At 66.7% G+C, this 18,930-nt stretch carries 20 protein-coding genes; 10 read left to right on the forward strand and 10 right to left on the reverse strand.

Features of this window, described 5'->3' with window-relative positions:
- Positions 1 to 68 precede the first annotated feature (68 nt).
- Positions 69 to 1,316 carry a coiled-coil domain-containing protein gene (locus ACWIGM_RS04395; protein ID WP_454024698.1) on the reverse strand — a complete coding sequence of 416 codons (1,248 nt, stop codon included), beginning with the start codon at positions 1,314 to 1,316 and terminating at the stop codon, positions 69 to 71.
- A gap of 86 nt (positions 1,317 to 1,402) precedes the next feature.
- Positions 1,403 to 1,975, reverse strand: coding sequence for a DUF1134 domain-containing protein (locus tag ACWIGM_RS04400; RefSeq protein ID WP_454024699.1), 573 nt, complete (start codon positions 1,973 to 1,975; stop codon positions 1,403 to 1,405).
- Between ACWIGM_RS04400 and ACWIGM_RS04405 the strand changes: the two genes are divergently transcribed.
- Complete coding sequence (locus tag ACWIGM_RS04405) at positions 1,967 to 2,677, forward strand: YHS domain-containing (seleno)protein (protein WP_454024700.1); 711 nt, start codon at positions 1,967 to 1,969, stop codon at positions 2,675 to 2,677. The two genes, ACWIGM_RS04400 and ACWIGM_RS04405, sit on opposite strands and share 9 nt — an antisense overlap.
- A gap of 6 nt (positions 2,678 to 2,683) precedes the next feature.
- Here the strand turns inward: ACWIGM_RS04405 and ACWIGM_RS04410 are convergent, their stop codons facing one another.
- Complete coding sequence (locus ACWIGM_RS04410; protein ID WP_454024701.1) at positions 2,684 to 3,529, reverse strand: 3'(2'),5'-bisphosphate nucleotidase CysQ family protein; 846 nt, start codon at positions 3,527 to 3,529, stop codon at positions 2,684 to 2,686.
- 271 nt (positions 3,530 to 3,800) lie between these two features.
- Here ACWIGM_RS04410 and chpT point away from each other — a divergent pair, with 271 nt between their 5' ends.
- The 6 genes from chpT to ACWIGM_RS04440 all read left to right on the forward strand — a co-directional run bounded on the left by chpT (position 3,801) and on the right by ACWIGM_RS04440 (position 10,117).
- Positions 3,801 to 4,439, forward strand: coding sequence for a histidine phosphotransferase ChpT (gene chpT / locus ACWIGM_RS04415; RefSeq protein WP_454024702.1), 639 nt, complete (start codon positions 3,801 to 3,803; stop codon positions 4,437 to 4,439).
- Positions 4,440 to 4,562: 123 nt separating this feature from the next.
- Positions 4,563 to 7,169: a chemotaxis protein CheA gene (locus tag ACWIGM_RS04420; RefSeq protein WP_454024703.1), complete on the forward strand. Its 2,607-nt coding sequence runs from the start codon at positions 4,563 to 4,565 to the stop codon at positions 7,167 to 7,169.
- Entirely contained in the window at positions 7,166 to 7,666 is a 501-nt protein-coding gene (locus ACWIGM_RS04425; RefSeq protein ID WP_454024704.1) for a chemotaxis protein CheW, read from the forward strand. Before ACWIGM_RS04420 ends, ACWIGM_RS04425 begins: the two co-directional genes overlap by 4 nt.
- 27 nt (positions 7,667 to 7,693) lie before the next feature.
- Positions 7,694 to 8,059, forward strand: coding sequence for a response regulator (locus ACWIGM_RS04430; protein ID WP_057190702.1), 366 nt, complete (start codon positions 7,694 to 7,696; stop codon positions 8,057 to 8,059).
- Between the two features lie 46 nt (positions 8,060 to 8,105).
- The gene (cheB, locus tag ACWIGM_RS04435) at positions 8,106 to 9,221 is read left to right on the forward strand and encodes a chemotaxis-specific protein-glutamate methyltransferase CheB (RefSeq protein WP_454024705.1); all 1,116 of its coding nucleotides are present in this window, start codon (positions 8,106 to 8,108) and stop codon (positions 9,219 to 9,221) included.
- Positions 9,218 to 10,117 carry a CheR family methyltransferase gene (locus tag ACWIGM_RS04440; RefSeq protein WP_454024706.1) on the forward strand — a complete coding sequence of 300 codons (900 nt, stop codon included), beginning with the start codon at positions 9,218 to 9,220 and terminating at the stop codon, positions 10,115 to 10,117. The genes cheB and ACWIGM_RS04440 overlap by 4 nt, the downstream gene beginning before the upstream one ends.
- Positions 10,118 to 10,269: 152 nt before the next feature.
- Here ACWIGM_RS04440 and ctrA read toward each other — a convergent pair whose 3' ends face one another.
- Complete coding sequence (gene ctrA / locus ACWIGM_RS04445; RefSeq protein WP_066470963.1) at positions 10,270 to 10,971, reverse strand: response regulator transcription factor CtrA; 702 nt, start codon at positions 10,969 to 10,971, stop codon at positions 10,270 to 10,272.
- A 343-nt stretch (positions 10,972 to 11,314) separates the two neighbouring features.
- Here ctrA and fliI point away from each other — a divergent pair, with 343 nt between their 5' ends.
- On the forward strand, positions 11,315 to 12,655 hold the full coding sequence (fliI, locus tag ACWIGM_RS04450) for a flagellar protein export ATPase FliI (RefSeq protein ID WP_454024707.1): 1,341 nt from the start codon (positions 11,315 to 11,317) through the stop codon (positions 12,653 to 12,655).
- Positions 12,656 to 12,661: 6 nt separating this feature from the next.
- Here fliI and ACWIGM_RS04455 read toward each other — a convergent pair whose 3' ends face one another.
- Both ACWIGM_RS04455 and ACWIGM_RS04460 read right to left on the reverse strand, forming a co-directional pair.
- Positions 12,662 to 13,225 carry a TlpA disulfide reductase family protein gene (locus tag ACWIGM_RS04455; RefSeq protein ID WP_454024708.1) on the reverse strand — a complete coding sequence of 188 codons (564 nt, stop codon included), beginning with the start codon at positions 13,223 to 13,225 and terminating at the stop codon, positions 12,662 to 12,664.
- A gap of 126 nt (positions 13,226 to 13,351) precedes the next feature.
- Positions 13,352 to 14,554, reverse strand: a complete 1,203-nt coding sequence (locus tag ACWIGM_RS04460; protein WP_454024709.1) for an MFS transporter — start codon at positions 14,552 to 14,554, stop codon at positions 13,352 to 13,354.
- A 237-nt stretch (positions 14,555 to 14,791) separates the two neighbouring features.
- Here ACWIGM_RS04460 and fliJ point away from each other — a divergent pair, with 237 nt between their 5' ends.
- The gene (gene fliJ, locus ACWIGM_RS04465) at positions 14,792 to 15,196 is read left to right on the forward strand and encodes a flagellar export protein FliJ (RefSeq protein WP_454024710.1); all 405 of its coding nucleotides are present in this window, start codon (positions 14,792 to 14,794) and stop codon (positions 15,194 to 15,196) included.
- Between the two features lie 8 nt (positions 15,197 to 15,204).
- Here fliJ and ACWIGM_RS04470 read toward each other — a convergent pair whose 3' ends face one another.
- The 4 genes from ACWIGM_RS04470 to ACWIGM_RS04485 form a co-directional block, all read right to left on the reverse strand.
- Complete coding sequence (locus ACWIGM_RS04470) at positions 15,205 to 15,819, reverse strand: GNAT family N-acetyltransferase (RefSeq protein WP_454024711.1); 615 nt, start codon at positions 15,817 to 15,819, stop codon at positions 15,205 to 15,207.
- Between the two features lie 59 nt (positions 15,820 to 15,878).
- Positions 15,879 to 16,442 carry a TetR/AcrR family transcriptional regulator gene (locus ACWIGM_RS04475; RefSeq protein WP_454024712.1) on the reverse strand — a complete coding sequence of 188 codons (564 nt, stop codon included), beginning with the start codon at positions 16,440 to 16,442 and terminating at the stop codon, positions 15,879 to 15,881.
- A 398-nt stretch (positions 16,443 to 16,840) separates the two neighbouring features.
- Positions 16,841 to 17,056, reverse strand: a complete 216-nt coding sequence (locus ACWIGM_RS04480; protein WP_454024713.1) for a hypothetical protein — start codon at positions 17,054 to 17,056, stop codon at positions 16,841 to 16,843.
- A 59-nt stretch (positions 17,057 to 17,115) separates the two neighbouring features.
- The gene (locus ACWIGM_RS04485) at positions 17,116 to 17,910 is read right to left on the reverse strand and encodes an NAD(P)H-dependent oxidoreductase (RefSeq protein WP_454024714.1); all 795 of its coding nucleotides are present in this window, start codon (positions 17,908 to 17,910) and stop codon (positions 17,116 to 17,118) included.
- 92 nt (positions 17,911 to 18,002) lie between these two features.
- Between ACWIGM_RS04485 and ACWIGM_RS04490 the strand changes: the two genes are divergently transcribed.
- Positions 18,003 to 18,923, forward strand: coding sequence for a LysR family transcriptional regulator (locus ACWIGM_RS04490; protein WP_454024715.1), 921 nt, complete (start codon positions 18,003 to 18,005; stop codon positions 18,921 to 18,923).
- Positions 18,924 to 18,930 lie beyond the last annotated feature (7 nt).

The following is an 18,930-nucleotide window of genomic DNA, read 5'->3' on the forward strand; positions in this document are numbered from 1 at the left end:
GCAAGCGCGACCGGCTTCCTCACTAGAACATTGCAGGTCGCGCTGAAAAGGCTTTGGCGGACGGTAGCCTATTCCGCCGCCTCGCGGCTCTCCGAGGCCACCAGCAGCGCATCGGCCAGCCTGACGATCTCCTGGCGCAGCGCCGCCTCGCCCGCCGCCTTGCCGCCGTTCTGCTTGCGCAGCGCCGCGAGTTCGCGCTTGAGCCCGGACCGATCGGCCCGCGCCTGATCGCGAGCGCCCTGCAGGGTGCCGATCTCGGCTTGGAGCGCCTCGGCCACCTCGTCGCGCTCGCGCAGAGCAGCGTGGTGAGCCGACGCCTCGCTGGCCAACTGCTCCTTCAGGCGGGCCTCGGCCACGGCAGCCGCTTCGATCTTGTCTTCCAGCGCCTTGATCCGCGCGAGCGTCTCGGCGTCGTCGGCGGATGCCTGGGTCATGGCCGCTTCCAGTCTTGCGATTTCCGCGCCCAGCTTGACGGCATTCGCATCGGCCGAGCGCAGCGCTGTCTCGGCCTCGTTGGCGCGTGTCGTGAGGGCATCGGCCCGCAGCCTCTCGCTGTCGCGGTCGAGCTTCATGGCGGAAAGGCTCGTGCGCGCCTCGGCGAGCGCCGCCTCCGCCGTGGCGAGCCGGGCCGAGAAGTCGTCGCGCTCGCCCTCCAGCTTGAGCCGCAGCGTGACCGCTTCGACCAAGGCGAGGCGCTGGCGATCATGCTCGCTGTTCAACGTCGAGAGCGTCTGGTCACGTTCGGCGAGCGTCGCTTCGATCCTGCCGTGCAAGGCTCTGAGCTCGGCGAGCTCATGATTGCGGGCTGCGAGGTCGGCCGAGCTGCCACTGAGCGCCTGGCGAATGTCGGCGAGTTGCGCCTCCACCGCCGCGAGATCGCCGACGCGGCTCGACAAAGTCGCCTGCGTGGTCTGGTGACCGGCGTCTTCCCTGGCCAGGGCCTCGCGCGTCTGCGTCAGCTCCTGCGTCCTCTCCGCCAACTCAGCGTCGAGCGCCTCGACCCGTCGCTTGCGCTCCGCCAGATCGGTTTCCAGACGGGAGATCGTCATGTCACGCCTGCCGATCTCGTTCATCGCGCCGGCCCTGGCGGCGAAGCCGCTCTCGGCCTTCTGCTCGAGCGTCCGCTCGCGGATCGCCAATTCGGCGCGCAGATGGTCGCGGTCGGCGGCGATCTCGGCGAGCGACAGCGGGAACGCGGCTTCGGCCCGTCGCCGCGCCAACCGGTCGGCCCGGCGGCTCAGCGCCGGCAATGCCGCGAGGGCAAGCAGGCTGGCCGACAGGAAGCCGAGCGCGACGAGCATGACGGCTTCGATCAAGGCAGGGCTACTCCCGTTTCTGCGATCAGCCCGGCATCAGGCTGCCATGGTCTGAGAGATAAGGCCAGCAATGCCGAATTATCAGGTCAGAACGGGTTCCAGGTCGCCTCGGGTGTGAATTTCAGATAGCCGAGGTTGACGCCGAGCCGCCAGCCGACGCCCGTGCGGATCGGCACGACCATGACGCCGCCGGCGGTCAGCGCGGTAAAGCCGAAACCACCGACGAAATAGACCGAGCCGTCGACGCCGCCGAAACGCTGATAGAGCGCGCCCACGCTCGGCAGATTGTAGACCAGCATCATCGTGCGGGCGCCGTCGCCGCCGAAGTCGAAGCCGACCGAGGGCCCTTGCCAGAATACCTTGCGGTCACCGGCATTGCGCGTGAACAGCGTGCCCTCGCCAAAGCGCAGGCCGCCGACGAAAGCGCCCGACGCCTCCTGGCCGAGCACATAGCCGTTTGGCTCGCCCCAGCGGCGCACGGCTTCCTCGACCGTCAGAGCAAAGCCGCGCGAAACATTGCCGAAGAACTGGTGGCCAGAGCTGACCAGTTCGTTCTGGGTGAAGGAGCGCTCGGCCGGCTGGGCGGCAGCGGGACCGGCGGCAAGGCCCGCGCCGAGCAGCAGGGCGCTGGCGAGCAGGGTGCGGCGGGTATGGTTCATCTCATCGTCTCCAGGCAAGCGCCGGGCATGGGCATTCGGCCTCCTGCCGGGATGGCGTCGACGGCGGGTCGTGCGAATCCTCACGACCGCGGTAACCTCCTGGATACGCCGTATGTGTATCCAAGCAGTGAACTGCGGCGCAGGACGCGCCGTGACGCGACACAAACCAAGGATTGGTGGGCGATGAAGGCCGCAGCAAGGCATGCCGGGATCGTGATCGCCGGTATTGTGGCGGGCTGTGTTTTGCTTCTGGCCGCGCAGACGAGCCAGGCATCGACCCTTCCTTCAGGCCTGCCGGAACTCCCCGGTGTTGGCGAAGCCATGCAGCGCGACAACCGCACCGGCCTTGCGCTCTCCGGCTTCGATCCCGTCGCCTATTTCCTGAACGACGCCGCGGTGCCGGGGCTGCCCGACTACGAGCTGACCCATGCCGGGGCAGTCTGGCGCTTCGCCAGCGCCGCCAATCGCGACGCCTTCCGGGAAGCGCCCCAGATCTACACCCCGCGCTTCGGCGGCTTCGATGCCAGCGGCGTGGCGGATGGACGCGCAATCGACGCCGATCCGCATCGCTTCGTCGTCATCGGCTCGCAGCTCTATTTCTTCCGCAGCGACGAGAACCGCCGGCGTTTCGTCACCGAAGCTGCCTTGCGAGCGCAGGCCCAGCAGCGCTGGCCTGCCGTCGCGACCTCGATCGCGCGCTGAACCGGGTCAGGCGCAGCGACAGGCCGCCGCCTTCTCGATAGCGAGCCTGGCCAATCTCTCGCAGCCGGCCGCGACGAAGGGTGGATTGCGGAAATCGCGATCGACATTGCCGTAAACAGGCTTTTCGCCGTCGAGGGTCAGCACCACGCCGCCCGCAGCACTGAGGATCGCATCGCCGGCAGCGATATCCCACTCCATGGTGGCGCCGCCGCGCACATGCAGGTCCGCCTCACCCGACGCGATCAGGCCGAATTTCACCGCGGACGATACCGGAGCACCATCGCCCTTGGCCACAGCCGCCGCGACTCCCGCACTGATGGTGTCGCCATGGAAACGGCTCACCAGCATCAAAGGCCCCTCTGCCGGCTCGGTCCTGACATGGACCACGCGCGGCGCACCGAGCGCAGCCGCTTCGGCATCCAGCACCTGGGCGAAACTCCGCTCGCCGCCATACCAGAGTCGACCGAGAGCAGGCGCGGCGATCGCCCCGGCGAGCGGGCGCCCGTCCCGGATCACGGCGATGGCGACGCAATAGCTGTCGCCGGAGGCGAGGAACTCGCGCGTGCCGTCGAGCGGATCGAGCAGGATGAAGACTCCCGCCGGCGCGACGTCACCGACACTCTCCTCGCTGATCACCGGAAAGCCCGGCAGCAGTTCGGCCAGCGCCTGCTTTGCGGCGAAATCGGCGGCGAGGTCGGCCGAGCAGACGGGTGAACCGTCGGCCTTGAGCTTGACGTCGCGCGCCGCCCGCTTCGCCAGCAGCACCGCAGCCGTGCGCCGCGCCGCCTCACCGAGCGCGCGGGCGAGCCCATCCCGTTCGGTCAGGCGCGGATCGTCTTGAGCGATGGTCATTGTCGAACCAGTCTCGCCGGCGCCAAGTGCCAGAGATCAATCCATGCCGGGTGGCGCCTCCGGCGATATTCTCCTGTTAGCTAGTGCATGTGGGGTTAAAGGAAAAGCCGGCTCGCCTTCTGGCAGCCATCTTGCCCGGGCATGCCGGGACGTGCGCTGTCCTCCCGGGGGCCGAGGCTATGGTTAACCAGCTGCAAACCAGCCTGGCGCATGCTGCACCATCGATATGGGGCGCCCGCCGCCCTGATTCTCTTGACCGCAGGACCGGATCATGACCGCCATCTCGCTCGAGCCGCTCGATCTGGCCGCACTTCTCTGCAGCCGCGTCTGCCATGACGTGATCAGCCCGGTCGGCGCGATCGTCAACGCGCTCGAAGTGCTCGAGGAAGACGATCCCTCGATGAAGGACTTCGCGCTCGACCTGATCAAGAAGAGCGCGCGCAACGCTTCGGCCCGGCTGCAGTTCGCCAGGCTCGCCTTCGGCGCTGCCGGCTCGGCCGGCGCGATGATCGATCTCGGCGATGCCGGCGCCGTCGCCAACGGCTTCCTCAACGACGAGAAGCTCTCGCTCGACTGGGAGGCACCGCGTGCGCTCCTGCCGAAGAACCAGGTCAAGCTGGTGCTCAACCTGCTCGTGCTGGCGACCCAGGCGATCCCGCGCGGCGGCAAGATCACCTGTCGCTGCACCGTCACCGGCGAGCAGGGCAGCTTCGCTATCACCGCCACCGGCTCGCACGCACGCATTCCGGCCCATGTCGAAGATCTGATCGCCGGCCGCTCCGAGACCGGCGCCATCGACGCCCATGCCGTCCAGCCGCTCTACACGGGCATGGTTGCGCGTGCGGCCGCAATGAAGATCGCCTTCGCGATCGACGGCGACACGGTCAGCATCAGTGCAGAGCCGGCCTGAAGACTGGCGGAACAGGCTCGCAGGGCGCGATACGGCGCGGTTTCCGCTCGCTCTCAACCGATCATAAACCCTTGCACCGCAATATCCGCGGCAGCATCGGTGACGTGAGTGAGCGGTCCTTGCATGGACGAGTTGCTGCAAGAGTTTCTCGGCGAGACCGGCGAGCACCTCGACATGGTCGACCGGGAGCTCGTCCGTTTCGAGCAGGAGCCGAACAACGGCGACATCCTGCGCAACATCTTTCGGCTCGTCCACACGGTCAAAGGCACCTGCGGCTTCATCGGCCTGCCCCGGCTGGAGGCGCTGACCCATGCGGCCGAATCCGTCATCGGCCAGTTCCGCGACGGCGCGAGCGTCTCCTCGAGCGCCGTCACCGCGATCCTCGAGACGATCGACCGGATCAAGGAGATCATGGCCGAGCTCGCCGAGAAGGGGCAGGAGCCGCCGGGCCATGACGACCAGCTGATCCACGAGCTGCGCGGCCTCGCCGAGCGGGCGAAGCTGGAGCTGGCCACAAAGCCGCAGCAACCGCTCGACCCGGTCGCGGCCTATCTCGCCCGCACGGCCGAGACCAGGGCAGCGGAAGCAGCAGGCTCCGGATCGATCCAGGACGAGATGGATCTCGTCTTCCGTGCCGCACCGAGCCCGCTCGACCAGCCACGACCGCTCAATGGCGAGGATGGGGCTCGCGACGCCAAGGCGGCCGGCCCCGCGACGCTACGCGTCAATGTCGACACGCTCGAGCACCTGATGACGATGGTCTCGGAGCTCGTGCTGACTCGCAACCAATTGCTCGAGATCGCCCGCCGGCAGGAAGATGCCGGCCTGAAGGGACCGCTGCAGCGGCTTTCCCTCATCACCGCCGAATTGCAGGACGGCGTGATGAAGACCCGCATGCAGCCGATCGGCAACGCCTGGTCGAAGCTGCCGCGTATCGTCCGCGACCTCTCCACCGATCTCGGCAAGAAGATCGAACTCGAAATGGAGGGTGCCGATACCGAGCTCGACCGGCAGATCCTCGACCTGATCAAGGACCCCCTCATCCATATGGTGCGCAACTGCGCCGACCATGCGATCGAGGAGCCGCAGGAACGCGCCGCGCTCGGCAAACCGCAAGCCGGCACGATCCGGGTATCCGCCTATCATGAGGGCGGTTCGGTCACCATCGCGATCACCGATGACGGGCGCGGCATGGACGTAGCCCGTATCCGCCGCAAGGCGGTGCAGCGCGGATTGGTGACAGAGGCCGAGGCGGAGCGAATGAGCGAACCGCAGATCCTGCGTTTCGTCTTCCACCCCGGCTTCTCGACCGCCGATACGGTCACGGCCATCTCCGGGCGCGGCGTCGGCATGGACGTGGTGAAGGTCAACGTCGACGCGATCGGCGGCATGATCGACGTCGCCAGCATCGCCGGTACGGGCACCACGATCACGATCAAGATCCCGCTGACCCTGGCGATCGTCTCGGCCCTGATCGTGGCGACCGACGGCCAGCGTTACGCCATCCCGCAAGTGGTCGTCCGCGAGCTCGTGCGGGTCAAGGCCAATGGCGAGCACCGCATCGAGCGCATCAACAACGCGCCCGTGCTGCGCCTGCGCGACAGGCTTCTGCCGATCGTCCCGCTCGCCGGGGTGATGGGCAAGGCCGACACGAGCGGCACCGACGATGGCTTCATCGTGGTGACGCAGGTCGGCGAGCGCCAGTTCGGCATCCTGGTCGAGTCGGTGTTCCACACCGAGGAAATCGTCGTCAAACCGATGTCGACCCGGCTGCGGCATATCCCGCTGTTCTCCGGAAACACGATCCTCGGCGATGGCGCGGTGGTGCTGATCGTCGACCCCAACGGCGTCGCTCGCCTCGTCGGCGTGGCGACGCCGCAGGACGAAGCGGCGCCCGCCCTTCCCGGCGATGCCGTCCGCCCTGTCGAGCGCACCACCATGCTGGTTTTCCGCGCGGGCCAGGACCGGGTGAAGGCCGTGCCCCTGTCCCTGGTCACGCGGCTCGAAGAGGTCGAGGCTGGGCAGTTCGAGAGCGGAGGCGGACGCACGCTGCTCAACTATCGCGGACGGCTGATGCCGGTCCTCCCGGTCGAAGGCGTCGAGCTTCGGCAAAGCGGACTGCAGCCGCTGGTCATCTTTTCCGAGCAGGATTTCAGCATGGCGCTGGCGGTCGACGCCATCGTCGACATCGTCGACGAGGTTCTCGACGTCGAGATGCTCGCTTTGCCCGAGCAAGGGCTGCTCGGATCGGCCATCATCCGCGGCCGCGCCACCGAGATCCTCGACCTCGCCCATTACCTGCCCAAGGCCAATCCCAACTGGCTCCGCTTGCGCCGGGACGGCGCGGACGGCCCGCGCGTCCTGCTGATCGAGCCATCCGAGTTTCTGCGCGAGATGCTCGCCCCGGTGCTGAAGGCCGCGGGCCTGCAGGTCATTCACGCGGCCGACATCGCGATGGCGCCGGGCCTGGCTTCCGGCAGCGCCGAACTGAATGCCGTGGTGATCGACCTCGACCGCGACGCCGAGGCCGCCTTCGCCCTCGCCGCGCGGCTGCGTGCCGAGGATCGACATGCCAAGCTGCGCATCATCGGCCTGGCCAGCCTGCCGACACCCGAGCTGCATGTCGCAGCGGCACATGCGGATTTCGACGAGGTGGTGGCCAAATTCGATCGGCGCGCACTGATCGCGGAGCTGGCGGAAAACCGTCATGGAATGAGGCGAGCCGCATGACCGAAGCGACCGGCGACACCGAAACCGGCGTGACGTCCTTCGAGGACTCGCTCGACTACGTCACGGTCACGATCGGCGGGCAGCTGCTCGGCCTGCCGATCGAGCGTGTCCAGGACGTGTTCATCGCGACCCGCATCACTCCGGTACCGCTGGCGCCGCCCGAGATCATCGGGCTCATCAATCTGCGCGGACGCGTCGTCACGGCGATCTGCATGCGCCGGCGGATGGGCCAAACGAATCAGCCCGGCGACCAGACCGGCAGCGCCGATGAAGTCACCGCAGTCGGCATCGATCAGGGCGGCGAGGCCTTCGCCCTCATCGTCGACGCGGTCGGCGAGGTGATGCGCCTGAAACGGTCGACCTTCGAGCCCGTACCGATCCATCTCGATCGCGCCTGGGCGAGCTTGGCCAAGGGCGTCCACCGCCTCGACGATCGTCTTCTGGTCGTCATCGACGTCGACACTGTCCTCAACATCGAACTGCCGGTCGCCGCCTGACGCCGACCCGCCGCCTGGAGCCTAGTGATGAAATATTGTCTCGTCGTCGACGACTCCGCGGTCATCCGCAAGGTCGCCCGCCGCATCCTCGAAGGGCTGCAGTTCCGGATCGCCGAGGCCGAGGATGGCGCGCGCGCGATCGACGCCTGCAAGGGCGAAATGCCGGATGCGATCCTGCTCGACTGGAACATGCCGATCATGGACGGCTATGATTTCCTGCGGAACCTCCGCCAGATGCCGGGCGGCAAACGGCCCAAGGTCGTGTTCTGCACCACCGAGAACGACATCGCCCATATCGCGCGCGCGATGCATGCTGGCGCCGACGAATACATCATGAAGCCGTTCGACAAGGAGATCGTGGCCTCGAAATTCCATCAAGTCGGCCTGCTCTGAAGTCGCGCGGCATGCAACGCTCCCGCTTCCCGACTGCGCAGTCGCGATGATCTCCGTACCAAGCATCACCGATCCGGTCGGCGCACGTCCGAGCACGGTCGTGATCGCCGACGATTCCGTCGTGGTGCGGGGACTGTTCGCACGCTGGCTCGGCGAGAGCGGTCGCTTCCATGTCGTCGGTGTCGCCGGGGATGGCGAAGCCGCCATCGAGCATGCCGGACGCCACCATCCCGATATCATGGTGCTCGACCTCGACATGCCTGTGCTCGACGGTGTCGAGGCACTGCCGCGGATCGTCCGGGAGAGCCCGAAGACGGCGGTATTGCTGACGACCACGCTCACCGAGCGCAATGCGAAGCTGGCCATGCAATGCATGAGCATGGGTGCCGTCGACGTGCTGCCCAAGCCGGACAGCCGTAGCGGCCTGACCTTGTCGCTCGATTTCCGCAGCGAGCTGCTCGGCAAGCTCGGAAGCATCGCGCAATCCCGCCGTAATGGCGGAACCATCGCCGAGAACGCCCAGAGCATCCCGCCGCAGAACGGCGTCGCCGACCTGCGCCCGCTGGTGTCCGTGATGCCGCGCTATCTCGTCATCGGCGCCTCGACCGGTGGTCCGCGCGCCGTCGCAAGGGTGCTGGGCGATCTCGGTGAAGCCGTCGCGAACCTGACCACGCTGGTCGTCCAGCATATGCCGCCGCTCTTCACCGCCTCTTTCGCCGACCAGATCGCGGCCCAGCTCGGAGTTCCCGCGCGCGAACCCCATGATGGCGAGCGGCTGGCGCGCGGCGTGATCTATGTCGCTCCGGGGGGGCGTCATCTCGGCATCGAGCGCAAGCTCGGACACATCGTCGCCAGCGTTAGCGACGGCCCGCCGGTGCATTTCTGCCGTCCGGCGGTCGATGTGCTGTTTGGCGAAGCCGCGCGCCATCTCGGCCCCGCCGCGCTCGGCCTGATCATGACCGGCATGGGCAGCGACGGAACCGACGGGGCCATCGCCTTGCGCCGCGCCGGCGCCGCTGTGATCGCGCAGGACGAAGCCTCCAGCACCGTCTGGGGCATGCCGGGCTCGGTCATGCGCGCCGGGCAAGCCAGCGCGGTCCTGCCGCTCACCGGCATCGGTCCTGCCATCCGCGCCCTCGTCGGCGGGAGGCAGCCCGCATGACGGAGTTCGACTTCGACTTCCTGCGCGTGCTCCTTCAACGCCGCTCCGGCCTCTCCCTCAGCACGGAGAAGCGCTATCTCGTCGAAAGCCGGCTCGGCATGCTCTGCCGCCGGCGCGGCATCGCGGGCATCCCGGCGCTGGTGACGCTGCTGCGCACCAGCCCCGCCTCGGAGCTGGAGGCCGCCGTCATCGAGGCGATGACGACCAACGAGACCCTGTTCTTCCGCGACCGCACGCCATTCGATCTGTTTCGCAACGTCATCCTTCCGGAAAAGCTCGCCGCGAATACCGAGAGCCGGACACTGCGCATCTGGTGCGCGGCGGTTTCGACCGGCCAGGAAGCCTATTCACTCGCCATGCTGCTCGATGAGGCCGTCGACCGCTTCGCCGGCTGGACGATCGAGATTCTCGGAACCGACATCTCCGCCGACGTCCTCGATCGGGCGCGCCAGGGACTCTACAGCCAGTTCGAGGTGCAGCGCGGCCTGCCGATCCAGCTCCTGCTCAAGCATTTTCGGCAGGAAGGCGACAAATGGCGTCTTTCGGAGCGGATCCGCGACATGGTCACGCTCCAGCAGCACAACCTGCTCGAATCGAACCATCAGTTCGGCCAGTTCGACATCATCTTCTGCCGCAACGTGCTGATCTATTTCGACGTCCCGACCAAGGCGCGGGTGATGTCGGCGCTCGCCGAGCGGCTGGCCAGGAATGGCGCTTTCATCCTCGGCGCGGCCGAGACGGTCATCGGCATTACGACCACGCTGGTGCCGGATCCAAAGCACCGCGGCATCTATCGGGACGCGTCATCGACCACCCAGGCGCGGCGAGCGGGCCCCTTCGGCGCGCTGGAGCGCAACAACGGCCCCCTTCCCCCGCTCAAGTCAGCCAGAACCTGACAGAGGCCCCGGGACGCCTTCCCGCCGCCCTTGCCTAACCGCGCAAACAAAAACCCCGCCTCGCGGCGGGGTCCCCGTTCACCTGTCGTGTACATCCGACGATCAGGCGATCTAACTGGTAGGCGTCGATGATGACGCCGTTATGACGTGGGTCAGGCCGGGATGCGCTCTTCGGCCTCGCTGGGTTCGCGCAGCACATAGCCGCGGCCCCAGACCGTCTCGATGTAGTTCTTGCCGTCGGAGGCGTTGGCGAGCTTCTTGCGCAGCTTGCAGATGAAGACGTCGATGATCTTCAGCTCGGGCTCGTCCATGCCGCCATAAAGGTGGTTCAGGAACATTTCCTTGGTCAGCGTCGTGCCCTTGCGCAGCGAGAGCAGCTCCAGCATCTGATATTCCTTGCCGGTCAGATGCACGCGCTGGGCATCGACCTCGACCGTCTTGGTGTCGAGGTTGACGACGAGGTCGCCGGTCGTGATCACCGACTGGGCATGGCCCTTCGAGCGGCGCACGATGGCGTGGATACGGGCGACGAGCTCGTCCTTGTGGAACGGCTTGGTCAGGTAGTCGTCGGCGCCGAAGCCGAGGCCCTTCACCTTGTCCTCGATGCCGGCGAGGCCGGAGAGAATCAGGATCGGCGTCTTGACCTTGGCGACGCGCAGGGAGCGCAGCACCTCGTAGCCCGACATGTCCGGCAGGTTCAGGTCGAGCAGGATGATGTCGTAGTCGTAGAGCTTGCCGAGATCGACGCCCTCTTCGCCCAGATCGGTCGTGTAGACGTTGAAGCTCTCGGACTTCAGCATCAGCTCGATGCTTTGAGCGGTCGCGCTATCGTCTTCGATCAGCAGAACCCGCATGTCACGTCCCCAATTTCGCCCCGAGGCCAGCGATCCCGTTGAACCACCCAAGACCCTCGTAGTCCTGGGGACGAACGCTTGCCCGATGAAACGCCACGCGACACGCTACGGGGAAATGGTTAACAAACCCTGATTCCCGGGCGCAAGCGCTTCTTGGCAAAAGGTTGACGATCCTTGTCGAGGTGAGTCGAATTTGACACGGATCGTGTGAGCTTCGGCCGCGAAAGCACCTTTCGCGTAAGCTCGCGTCGAGGAAACAGGCGTAATATCGCCCGGCTCTCCGGCGCAGCTTCGAAACGCAGTGTTAATCACTCCGCTTAATGGAAGGTAAACGGCAGGGATCATGAGCAGCGCTTCGCCTGGCCAGGACCGGTTATCCACACTCGCCACGATGATCGGCGAGCTGGAGGCGACATCCGTCTATGGCCGCGTCACTGCCGTGCGCGGCCTGCTGGTCGAAGTCTCCGGGCCGATCGCGGCGATGAGCCTCGGCGGACGCGTCGGCATCGAAATCGCTCCCGGTGTCCGCGTCCCCTGCGAGGTCATCGGTTTCTCCGGCGAAAAGGCGCTCGTCATGCCCTATGGCGGGCTCGATGGCGTGCGCCGCGGCTGCCCGGCCTATGTCGACCGCGCCGTGGCTGGCTTGCGCCCGACCATGGCCTGGCTCGGCCGTGTGGTCGATGCGCTCGGCCGGCCGGTCGACGGTGGCCCGCCGCTGCCCCAGGGCGAGCGCACCATCCCCTTCCGCAACGACCCGCCGCCGGCCCATGCGAGACGGCGCGTCGGCCCGCCGCTCGATCTCGGCGTGCGCGCCCTCAATACCTTCCTGACCTGCTGCCTCGGCCAGCGCATGGGCATCTTCGCCGGCTCCGGCGTCGGCAAATCCGTGCTTTTGTCGATGCTGGCGCGCTATGCGCGTGCCGACGTCAACATCATCGGCCTGGTCGGCGAGCGCGGCCGCGAGGTCCAGGAGTTCCTGCAGGACGATCTCGGACCGGACGGTCTCGCCCGCTCGATCGTCGTCGTCGCAACCTCGGACGAGCCGGCGCTGATGCGCAAGCAGGCAGCCCTGACGACGCTGACCCTCGCCGAGTTCTTCCGCGACCAGGGCCTGCAGGTGATGTGCCTGATGGATTCGGTCACGCGCTTCGCCATGGCGATGCGCGAGATCGGCCTCGCCGCCGGCGAGCCACCTACGACCAAAGGCTATACCCCGACCGTCTTCGCCGAGCTGCCGCGCCTGCTCGAACGGGCCGGCCCCGGTACCGGCGACGGCGCGATCACCGGCCTCTTCACCGTGCTGGTCGACGGCGGTGACCATGACGAGCCCGTCGCCGACGCCGTGCGCGGCATTCTCGACGGCCATATCGTCATGGAGCGCTCCATCGCCGAGCGCGGCCGCTATCCGGCGGTCAACATCCTGAAATCGGTGTCGCGGACCATGCCGCGCTCCTGCGACCCGCTCTATTATCCCGTCGTGCAGAAGGCCCGCGCCACGCTCGCGACCTATGCCGACATGGAAGAACTGATTCGGCTCGGCGCCTATCGCCAGGGCGCCTCCGCCGAAGTCGACGAGGCGATCCGGCTCAATCCCGAGCTCGAAGCCTTCCTCAAGCAGGCCAAAGACGAGGCGACCGGCCTCGCCGACGGTTATTCCCGGCTCGCCCGGATCATGGGGATGTGATTCGCTTCACAGCCGGCCGACATGGGCCAGCAGAGCCGTCGCCTGCGGCGAAGCCCAATCCGCCTCACCAAGCATGTAGCCGCGCACGCCGCCGCGCCGGTCGGCGACATAGATCACCGGAAGCCCCTCCGCGGCCGAGATCGGCTGCCGCGCTCCCGATCCGGCAATGGCCTTGCCGGCACGGTCGTAGAAGACCGGCAGCCGCCTGATGCCGAGGCGCCCGAGATAGTCCCTGACATGCGTCAGATCGCGCTCATCCGTGCTGATGGTCACGAGCTCGACCTCGTTCGTCCTGAAGCCCGCGAGCTGCCGCTCGAAGCGTGGCAGAGTGATTCGGCAGACCGGGCACCAGGTCGCCCAGAGATAGATGAGACTGACCTTGCCCGGTACTGGCTGAGCGATGGCGGGCCGGCCGTCGAGGCTCTGCAGGGAAAGCGGCGCCATCGTCTCGACCGGGTCGAGCTCGATGAACTGATAGCGCGCCGTCCGGAATTGCGGCAGGCGCGCTTCGGCAGAGCCGGCCCCTGCGAGCAGTCCCAATGAGGCCTGCAGGGCAAGGCGGCGGGTCAATGAACCAGGTGGCATCTCGTCTTGCGATCGCTCTCATCGGAAGGGCTCGTGATAAGTCGGTGCGCGTCGTGCGCCCAGGCACGATCACGTCAGTGACGCTGCCGATCTTGTCGTTTCCGAGACGGGTTAGGTTCGCAGCCGCCGCACCAGCGTGATCATCGCGAGCAGTGCGAAGCTCTGGATCGCTGCCGACACCATGAGCGTGCCGGACGCCCCCAGACGCTCCACCATCAACGCGAACAAGAGGGGCGCCGCAGCGAAGGTCAGGTTCTGCGGCACGGTCAGGCGACCGAGCATCGCGCCGAAGCCGTTGCGGCCGAACAGTGCCAGCGGCAGCGTTGCCCGCGCGACCGCGATCACACCCATCGCGGCGCTGAACAGCATGACGAAGGCGATCGCGAAGGCGCTGGAGCCGGGTGCGACCGCCATCAGCAGGCAGGCGGCAGGTCCGAGCGCGAGGCCGGCCAGCGCCACCCGCTCGACCGGGAGACGCTCACCCGCCACCGCATCGACTGCGCGCGCCACCAGGGTCGCGGGTCCGCTCAGCGAGGCGATCGTCACCGCAGCGGCACCGCCGATCCCGGCGCCCTGCATCAGGCCGATGATGTGCAGCGGCAATCCCCAGGAGACGAGTCCGCTCGCCGAGAAGCTCAGCGCCAGCAGCCAGAACATTGCCCGCCGCTCGCCGGGCGGCACCCTGCCCTGCTCCTCGGCCGGCACCGCCGATGGTCCGGGATCGGCCAATGGCTTGGCGCGATAGGCCGGGATGGCGAGATGGATCGGCAGCACGATCACGAGCTGGATCGCGGCGAAGACGAAAAGGCAGGCACGCCAACCATAATCGGCGCTGAGCCAGGCGGTCAGCGGCCAGAACACGCTGGAGGCGAGGCCGGTCACCAGCATCATCAGCCCGATGACGCGGCGGGTGCGCTCGCCCATCAATTGCGCCACCGTGACATTGCCGGTGTTGGCGAGCTGCATCGCATGACCGATGCCGATCACGAACCAGGTCAAGAGATAGCTGATCGGCCCCTGTGCCAATGCCAGCAGCGCGAGCCCCAGCGCCGAGATCAGCGCGCCCAGCGCCATTGCGTGGCGCGTACCGCGCCGGTCGAGATGGCGACCGAGCACGGGCGAGATCACCGCCCCGATCACCAGCAGGATGGTGATGCCGCCGAAGACGACTGTCGGACTGAGCCCGATCTCGCGCTCGAGATAGCCGGCCAGAACCGAGGGCGAATAATAGATCGAGCCCCAGCCGATGATCCGCGTCAAGGCGAGGCCGGCCAGCAGCAAACTATATTCGGGGAGGCGGGGCGAGGCGGGCAAGGACGTGTCCGGCGCGCCGATGAGCGCGCTCCTTGTTTTGATTCGCCTCAGATTAGCGGGAGCTGCGTCCGGCCGGCAGGGCCCACCGCGCACCGCTTGCATGCATCGAAAGCGAGCGATCCCGGTAAGGAACGATCAACCTCCTTGCGCCATTGTACTTTTCGTCTCGCGGAGGTGTTCCGGCGGCGAACCGAGGGGTCGGAGCGCTGCCATGCGTAATCAGGAGTTGGGCACGACATGAAGTCGCGAGAGACCCTTTTGCGTCTCAAACGCTTCCAGGTGGACGAAAAGCGTCGCCGGGTGAGCCAGATTGAGATGATGATCGCGGAATTCAACCGGATGGCTGGAGACCTCGATCGCGAGATCCAGAACGAAGAGACGCGCGCCGGCATTTCCGATCCGGCCCATTTCGCCTACCCGACCTATGCCAAGGCGGCACTCGGCCGTCGCGACAATCTGCGCCAGTCCGCCGATAATCTGCAGGGCCAGCTCGACGAGGCCAAGGCCGAGCTGCAGGACGCCTTCGAGGACATGAAGAAGGTCGAGATCCTCGACGATCGCGAGCGCGCCTCCGAACGTGCCGCCGAGGCGGCCCGCGACCAGGCGATGATGGACTCGATCGGCCTGCGCTCGCGCGCCTGAGCGCAAGCCTATTCGATCACCGGACAATGCGGGACGGCGCTGCGCGGCATCGCCCCGCCGAGGCGTGGATCGTCGACCACTTCGATCCCGCGCTTGAACGCCGTGAAGCCCGAACGCTGGTAGAACTCGACCGCACCCTGGTGGTCGAGGGTGCAGGTATGCACCCAGAAGCGCCCGATCGGCCGCGCCCAGGCGCGCTCGAGTGCGCGGTTCATCAGCCAGCGCCCGGCTCCCTTGCCGACCACGCTCTCGTCCAGGCCGAAAAAGGTGAGTTCGCCCTCATCCGGCTCCCTGAAATCGAGCTCGAGCAGGCCGACATCGCGCCCTTCGAAGCGCACCGCGAAGAACTCGACCGCGGGGTCGCCGAGGATCGCCTGCAACTCCGCGACCGGCTTGACCAGCCGGCTGAACCACATCCAGCGCTCGCCGAGCAGGCGATAGACGGCAAGATAGCGCGCAACGTCCTCGCGCCCGATCTCTTCCAGCGAGAAGCCCTCGACGCCTGGCGGATCGTGCCGCCGTGTCGGGGCCGAGACCATTTCGAGCGAGGTCACGACCGCGGCGATCTTGCCGGCCGGCAGGTCGGTGGTGCCGTTCAGGCTGATGGCGAAGGTCTCGGACATGGGCTCAAGCGAGGCTGGTGGCGTGGAGCAGCCGCATCGGTACGGCCGCAACTCATCTGCTACCGCCTGGCGCCGATTCCGTCGAGGAGGGTCGCGACCGCGAGCCCGGCGATCTGCTCGCTGCTGGCCCCGCTGGCGCGGCTCCATTCCGGCACGCGGTTCAGCCCGCCGAGGAAATACGGCACCAGCAGCCGTAGATCGTGGCCGCCCCCGGCCTCCCCACTGGCGACGCCACCGGCGAACAGGTCGTGCCAAAGCTGGGCGTATTTCTCGCGCATCTTGCGGCTGCGCCGTTTGATGACCGGCGGCAAGTGCTCATAGACATGCATGTACCTCTGGTCCTTGCCGACCAGACTGGCGACATGCATCTCCACCGCCGCCGATAGCCTCTGCGCGAAGGGCGCTTCCTTCGGGAGATCGCGGATCGTCCCTGCGACACGCGCATAAAGTGTCTCGATACCCTGATTCAGGATCTCTTCGACGATCTCATCCTTCGACTTGAAGTGGTAATACAGGCTCCCCGCCTTCATATCGACCAGCGCCGCCACAGCGCGCATCGTGCAGGCATCGTAGCCCTCGCGCACGATGATCTCTGCCGCGGCATCGAGGATCTCGGTCCGCATCGGCTTTGGCCTTGCTGTCTCCACCGCACCGGCCCCGCCTGGCCGTCTTCCGTTCCGCGCTCTCATCCTGGATCCGCCCGTCCCCGGCATCCGCGACGATCCGCCCCCTCCGAATCGACCATGCGCCTATCCGGAAGCGCATGATCGCCGTCACTACTTTCCCTTGTGCAATGGATCAAGGCGACAACCTTGCCGCTCAAGCTGAAACTCCATAATCATCGCGCGAATATTAAACCAAACGATAGTTTGGATCGACTTGATCCGAGCATTTCAGCCAGTTTCGAGCCTACTGAAATCACCCAAATCTGCTCGCCGTCAGCGGATGTACCTGCGCATAACGGGCCGTCTTCGTAGCAGCGGATGCGGCGCCGGCCAACAGGCCAAGACCTCCCGATCCCTCAGCGCTCTCCCGGTGTACCTTTTCGCTCGTGCTTGCTGGCGGCGAGGCCTTCAGGGTCGTCGGGCTCATAGGGCGCGTGCGGTCCGGTCGGGTGTGCGGAGCGCGGATTTGGCCCCGCGCGCCGCTGCTCGTGCGCGCCGGACTGGCCAGGACGTGGCGCGGTAACAAACGCGGCAGGCGTATCGGTCAGACGATTGTTGTGCTTGTTCGGCATGAGGCAGTCCTCCCTTTCAGGGTGAACCGCCTCGCGCCAGCAGAGTTCCGATACGCCGGTTATGCCACCGCGCTGGTATCGGCGTGGAGCGAGAAACCGCTGCCCCCCGGCTCCCCCAATTCCGGGCGAAGCGTCATCGCCGGGATCAGGTAGTCGCCGAAATTCTGGCGGCGGTAGCGGATCGGCGCAGTCGTCTCCAATGTCCGCATGCGCTCGCGAAGCTGCTCGGCTGCCCTTTCGAAATCCGCCTCCTTGAAGCGGTCGACCCGGTAGACGACGTGAGGCGGCAGCACCTCGTAGCCGGGGTAGTAGAGGATGCCGTGATTGATCGGAAAGAGCAGGTCGTCGATCGGTCCGTTGATACCGCGGGAGGAATAGTGCTCCTCCCAGCCGCCGGCCGTGACGAGCAGCATGGCGCGCTTGCCCGCCAGCGTGCCCTCGCCGAAGCGATTGCCCCAGCGCTTGTCGCTATGCTCGCCGACGCCATAGGCAAAACCATAGGCGAAGACCCGGTCGACCCAGCCCTTGAGGATCGCCGGCATCGTGTACCACCACAGCGGGAACTGCAGGATCAGCGTGTCGGCCCAAAGCAGCTTCTCGATCTCGGCCTTGACGTCGGCAGTCAGCGTGCCTTCGGCGAAGGCCTGCTTCGAGGCCGCGCCGGCAGCGAAGCGCTCGCCTTCCGGCCAGCTCGGGAAATCGGCGCGATCGACCTCGGATTTCCAGCCTTCAGCGTAGAGGTCGCTGACGCGGACCTCATGGCCCTGGGCCTCCAGTTCGGCGACGGCGACATCGCGCAGGGCGCCGTTGAGCGAACGACGTTCGGGATGGGCGAAAACAAGCAGGACCTTCATGGCGGAGCCTTTCCGAGAGGATGAGGCTTTCCAGCTAGGCGCTGCGCTGGCTCTGCACTACAACGGCGCAATGCATATGATCATGCCGCTTTATGGATAAATCAGATATCACGCTGGAGCGGATGCGCAGCTTCGTCCGCGTCGCCGAGCGCGGCAGCCTGTCGGCGGTCGCACGCGAGCTCGGCCTCGGCCAGTCCACGGTGACGCGGCATCTCAACGAGCTGGAAGAGGCACTCGGCATCGCCCTGCTCAGCCGCACGACACGGCGGGTAACGCTGACCGAGGAAGGCAATCGCTACTATCAGAACTGCCTCGCCATCCTGCGTCTGGTCGAGCAGGCCAGCGACGAGGCCCGCAGCACCCGCGACGCCGCGGTGGGTACGGTCCGCCTTTCCTGCACCGCCTCTTTCGGCGTCCTGCATGTCACGCGACTGATCTTTGCCTTCCAGGATCGTCACCCTGGGATCGATATCGACCTCAGCTTGAGCGACGAGCGCATCGATCTCATTCGCGAGGGCATCGACATCGCCATCCGTCTCGGCCCGCTCGCCGACAGCACGCTGAAGCTGCGGCCTCTCGGCCGATCGCAAAGGCTGTTCGTCGCCGCGCCGCATTATCTGGCTCGGCATGGCACCCCGGCCTCACCGGATGACCTCGTCAGGCATCAGGGCATCCGCATGACGAACGTCGCCGGCAGCGGCATGCTCGCCTTTGAAGGCAGTGCCGGCGAGAGCTACAGGATCCCCTTCGACGGGCCATTGCGGGTCGATCACGGATTGGCCGTACGTGAAGCGCTTCTGGCTGGCCGCGGTATCGCGCCTACCCATCGCTGGCTGGTCGACGACCTGCTCACCTCCGGCCAGCTCGAGCCGATCATGACCGGCTACACGCTGCCGAGCGTGCCGCTCAGCATGCTGATCGTCCCTGAGCGGGCGGCCGTCGCCCGCGTCCGTCTGCTGATCGATTTCCTGGCAGCGGAGATCGCCGCCCTGCCCGGCATGGCGCCAACCTGAATTCCGT

This window comes from Allobosea sp. NPDC055332, from assembly GCF_053645455.1.

Bases quoted from the DNA above. Each gene is read 5' to 3' on its own strand.
- ACWIGM_RS04425 (WP_454024704.1), top strand. From the start codon at position 7,166: ATGACCGAAGCGACCGGCGACACCGAAACCGGCGTGACGTCCTTCGAG.
- ACWIGM_RS04475 (WP_454024712.1), bottom strand. From the start codon at position 16,442: ATGCGGACCGAGATCCTCGATGCCGCGGCAGAGATCATCGTGCGCGAG.
- ACWIGM_RS04430 (WP_057190702.1), top strand. From the start codon at position 7,694: ATGAAATATTGTCTCGTCGTCGACGACTCCGCGGTCATCCGCAAGGTC.
- ACWIGM_RS04405 (WP_454024700.1), top strand. From the start codon at position 1,967: ATGGTTCATCTCATCGTCTCCAGGCAAGCGCCGGGCATGGGCATTCGG.
- fliI (WP_454024707.1), top strand. From the start codon at position 11,315: ATGAGCAGCGCTTCGCCTGGCCAGGACCGGTTATCCACACTCGCCACG.
- ctrA (WP_066470963.1), bottom strand. From the start codon at position 10,971: ATGCGGGTTCTGCTGATCGAAGACGATAGCGCGACCGCTCAAAGCATC.
- ACWIGM_RS04410 (WP_454024701.1), bottom strand. From the start codon at position 3,529: ATGACCATCGCTCAAGACGATCCGCGCCTGACCGAACGGGATGGGCTC.
- cheB (WP_454024705.1), top strand. From the start codon at position 8,106: ATGATCTCCGTACCAAGCATCACCGATCCGGTCGGCGCACGTCCGAGC.
- ACWIGM_RS04470 (WP_454024711.1), bottom strand. From the start codon at position 15,819: ATGTCCGAGACCTTCGCCATCAGCCTGAACGGCACCACCGACCTGCCG.
- ACWIGM_RS04490 (WP_454024715.1), top strand. From the start codon at position 18,003: ATGGATAAATCAGATATCACGCTGGAGCGGATGCGCAGCTTCGTCCGC.
- ACWIGM_RS04420 (WP_454024703.1), top strand. From the start codon at position 4,563: ATGGACGAGTTGCTGCAAGAGTTTCTCGGCGAGACCGGCGAGCACCTC.
- chpT (WP_454024702.1), top strand. From the start codon at position 3,801: ATGACCGCCATCTCGCTCGAGCCGCTCGATCTGGCCGCACTTCTCTGC.
- ACWIGM_RS04485 (WP_454024714.1), bottom strand. From the start codon at position 17,910: ATGAAGGTCCTGCTTGTTTTCGCCCATCCCGAACGTCGTTCGCTCAAC.
- ACWIGM_RS04440 (WP_454024706.1), top strand. From the start codon at position 9,218: ATGACGGAGTTCGACTTCGACTTCCTGCGCGTGCTCCTTCAACGCCGC.
- fliJ (WP_454024710.1), top strand. From the start codon at position 14,792: ATGAAGTCGCGAGAGACCCTTTTGCGTCTCAAACGCTTCCAGGTGGAC.
- ACWIGM_RS04400 (WP_454024699.1), bottom strand. From the start codon at position 1,975: ATGAACCATACCCGCCGCACCCTGCTCGCCAGCGCCCTGCTGCTCGGC.
- ACWIGM_RS04480 (WP_454024713.1), bottom strand. From the start codon at position 17,056: ATGCCGAACAAGCACAACAATCGTCTGACCGATACGCCTGCCGCGTTT.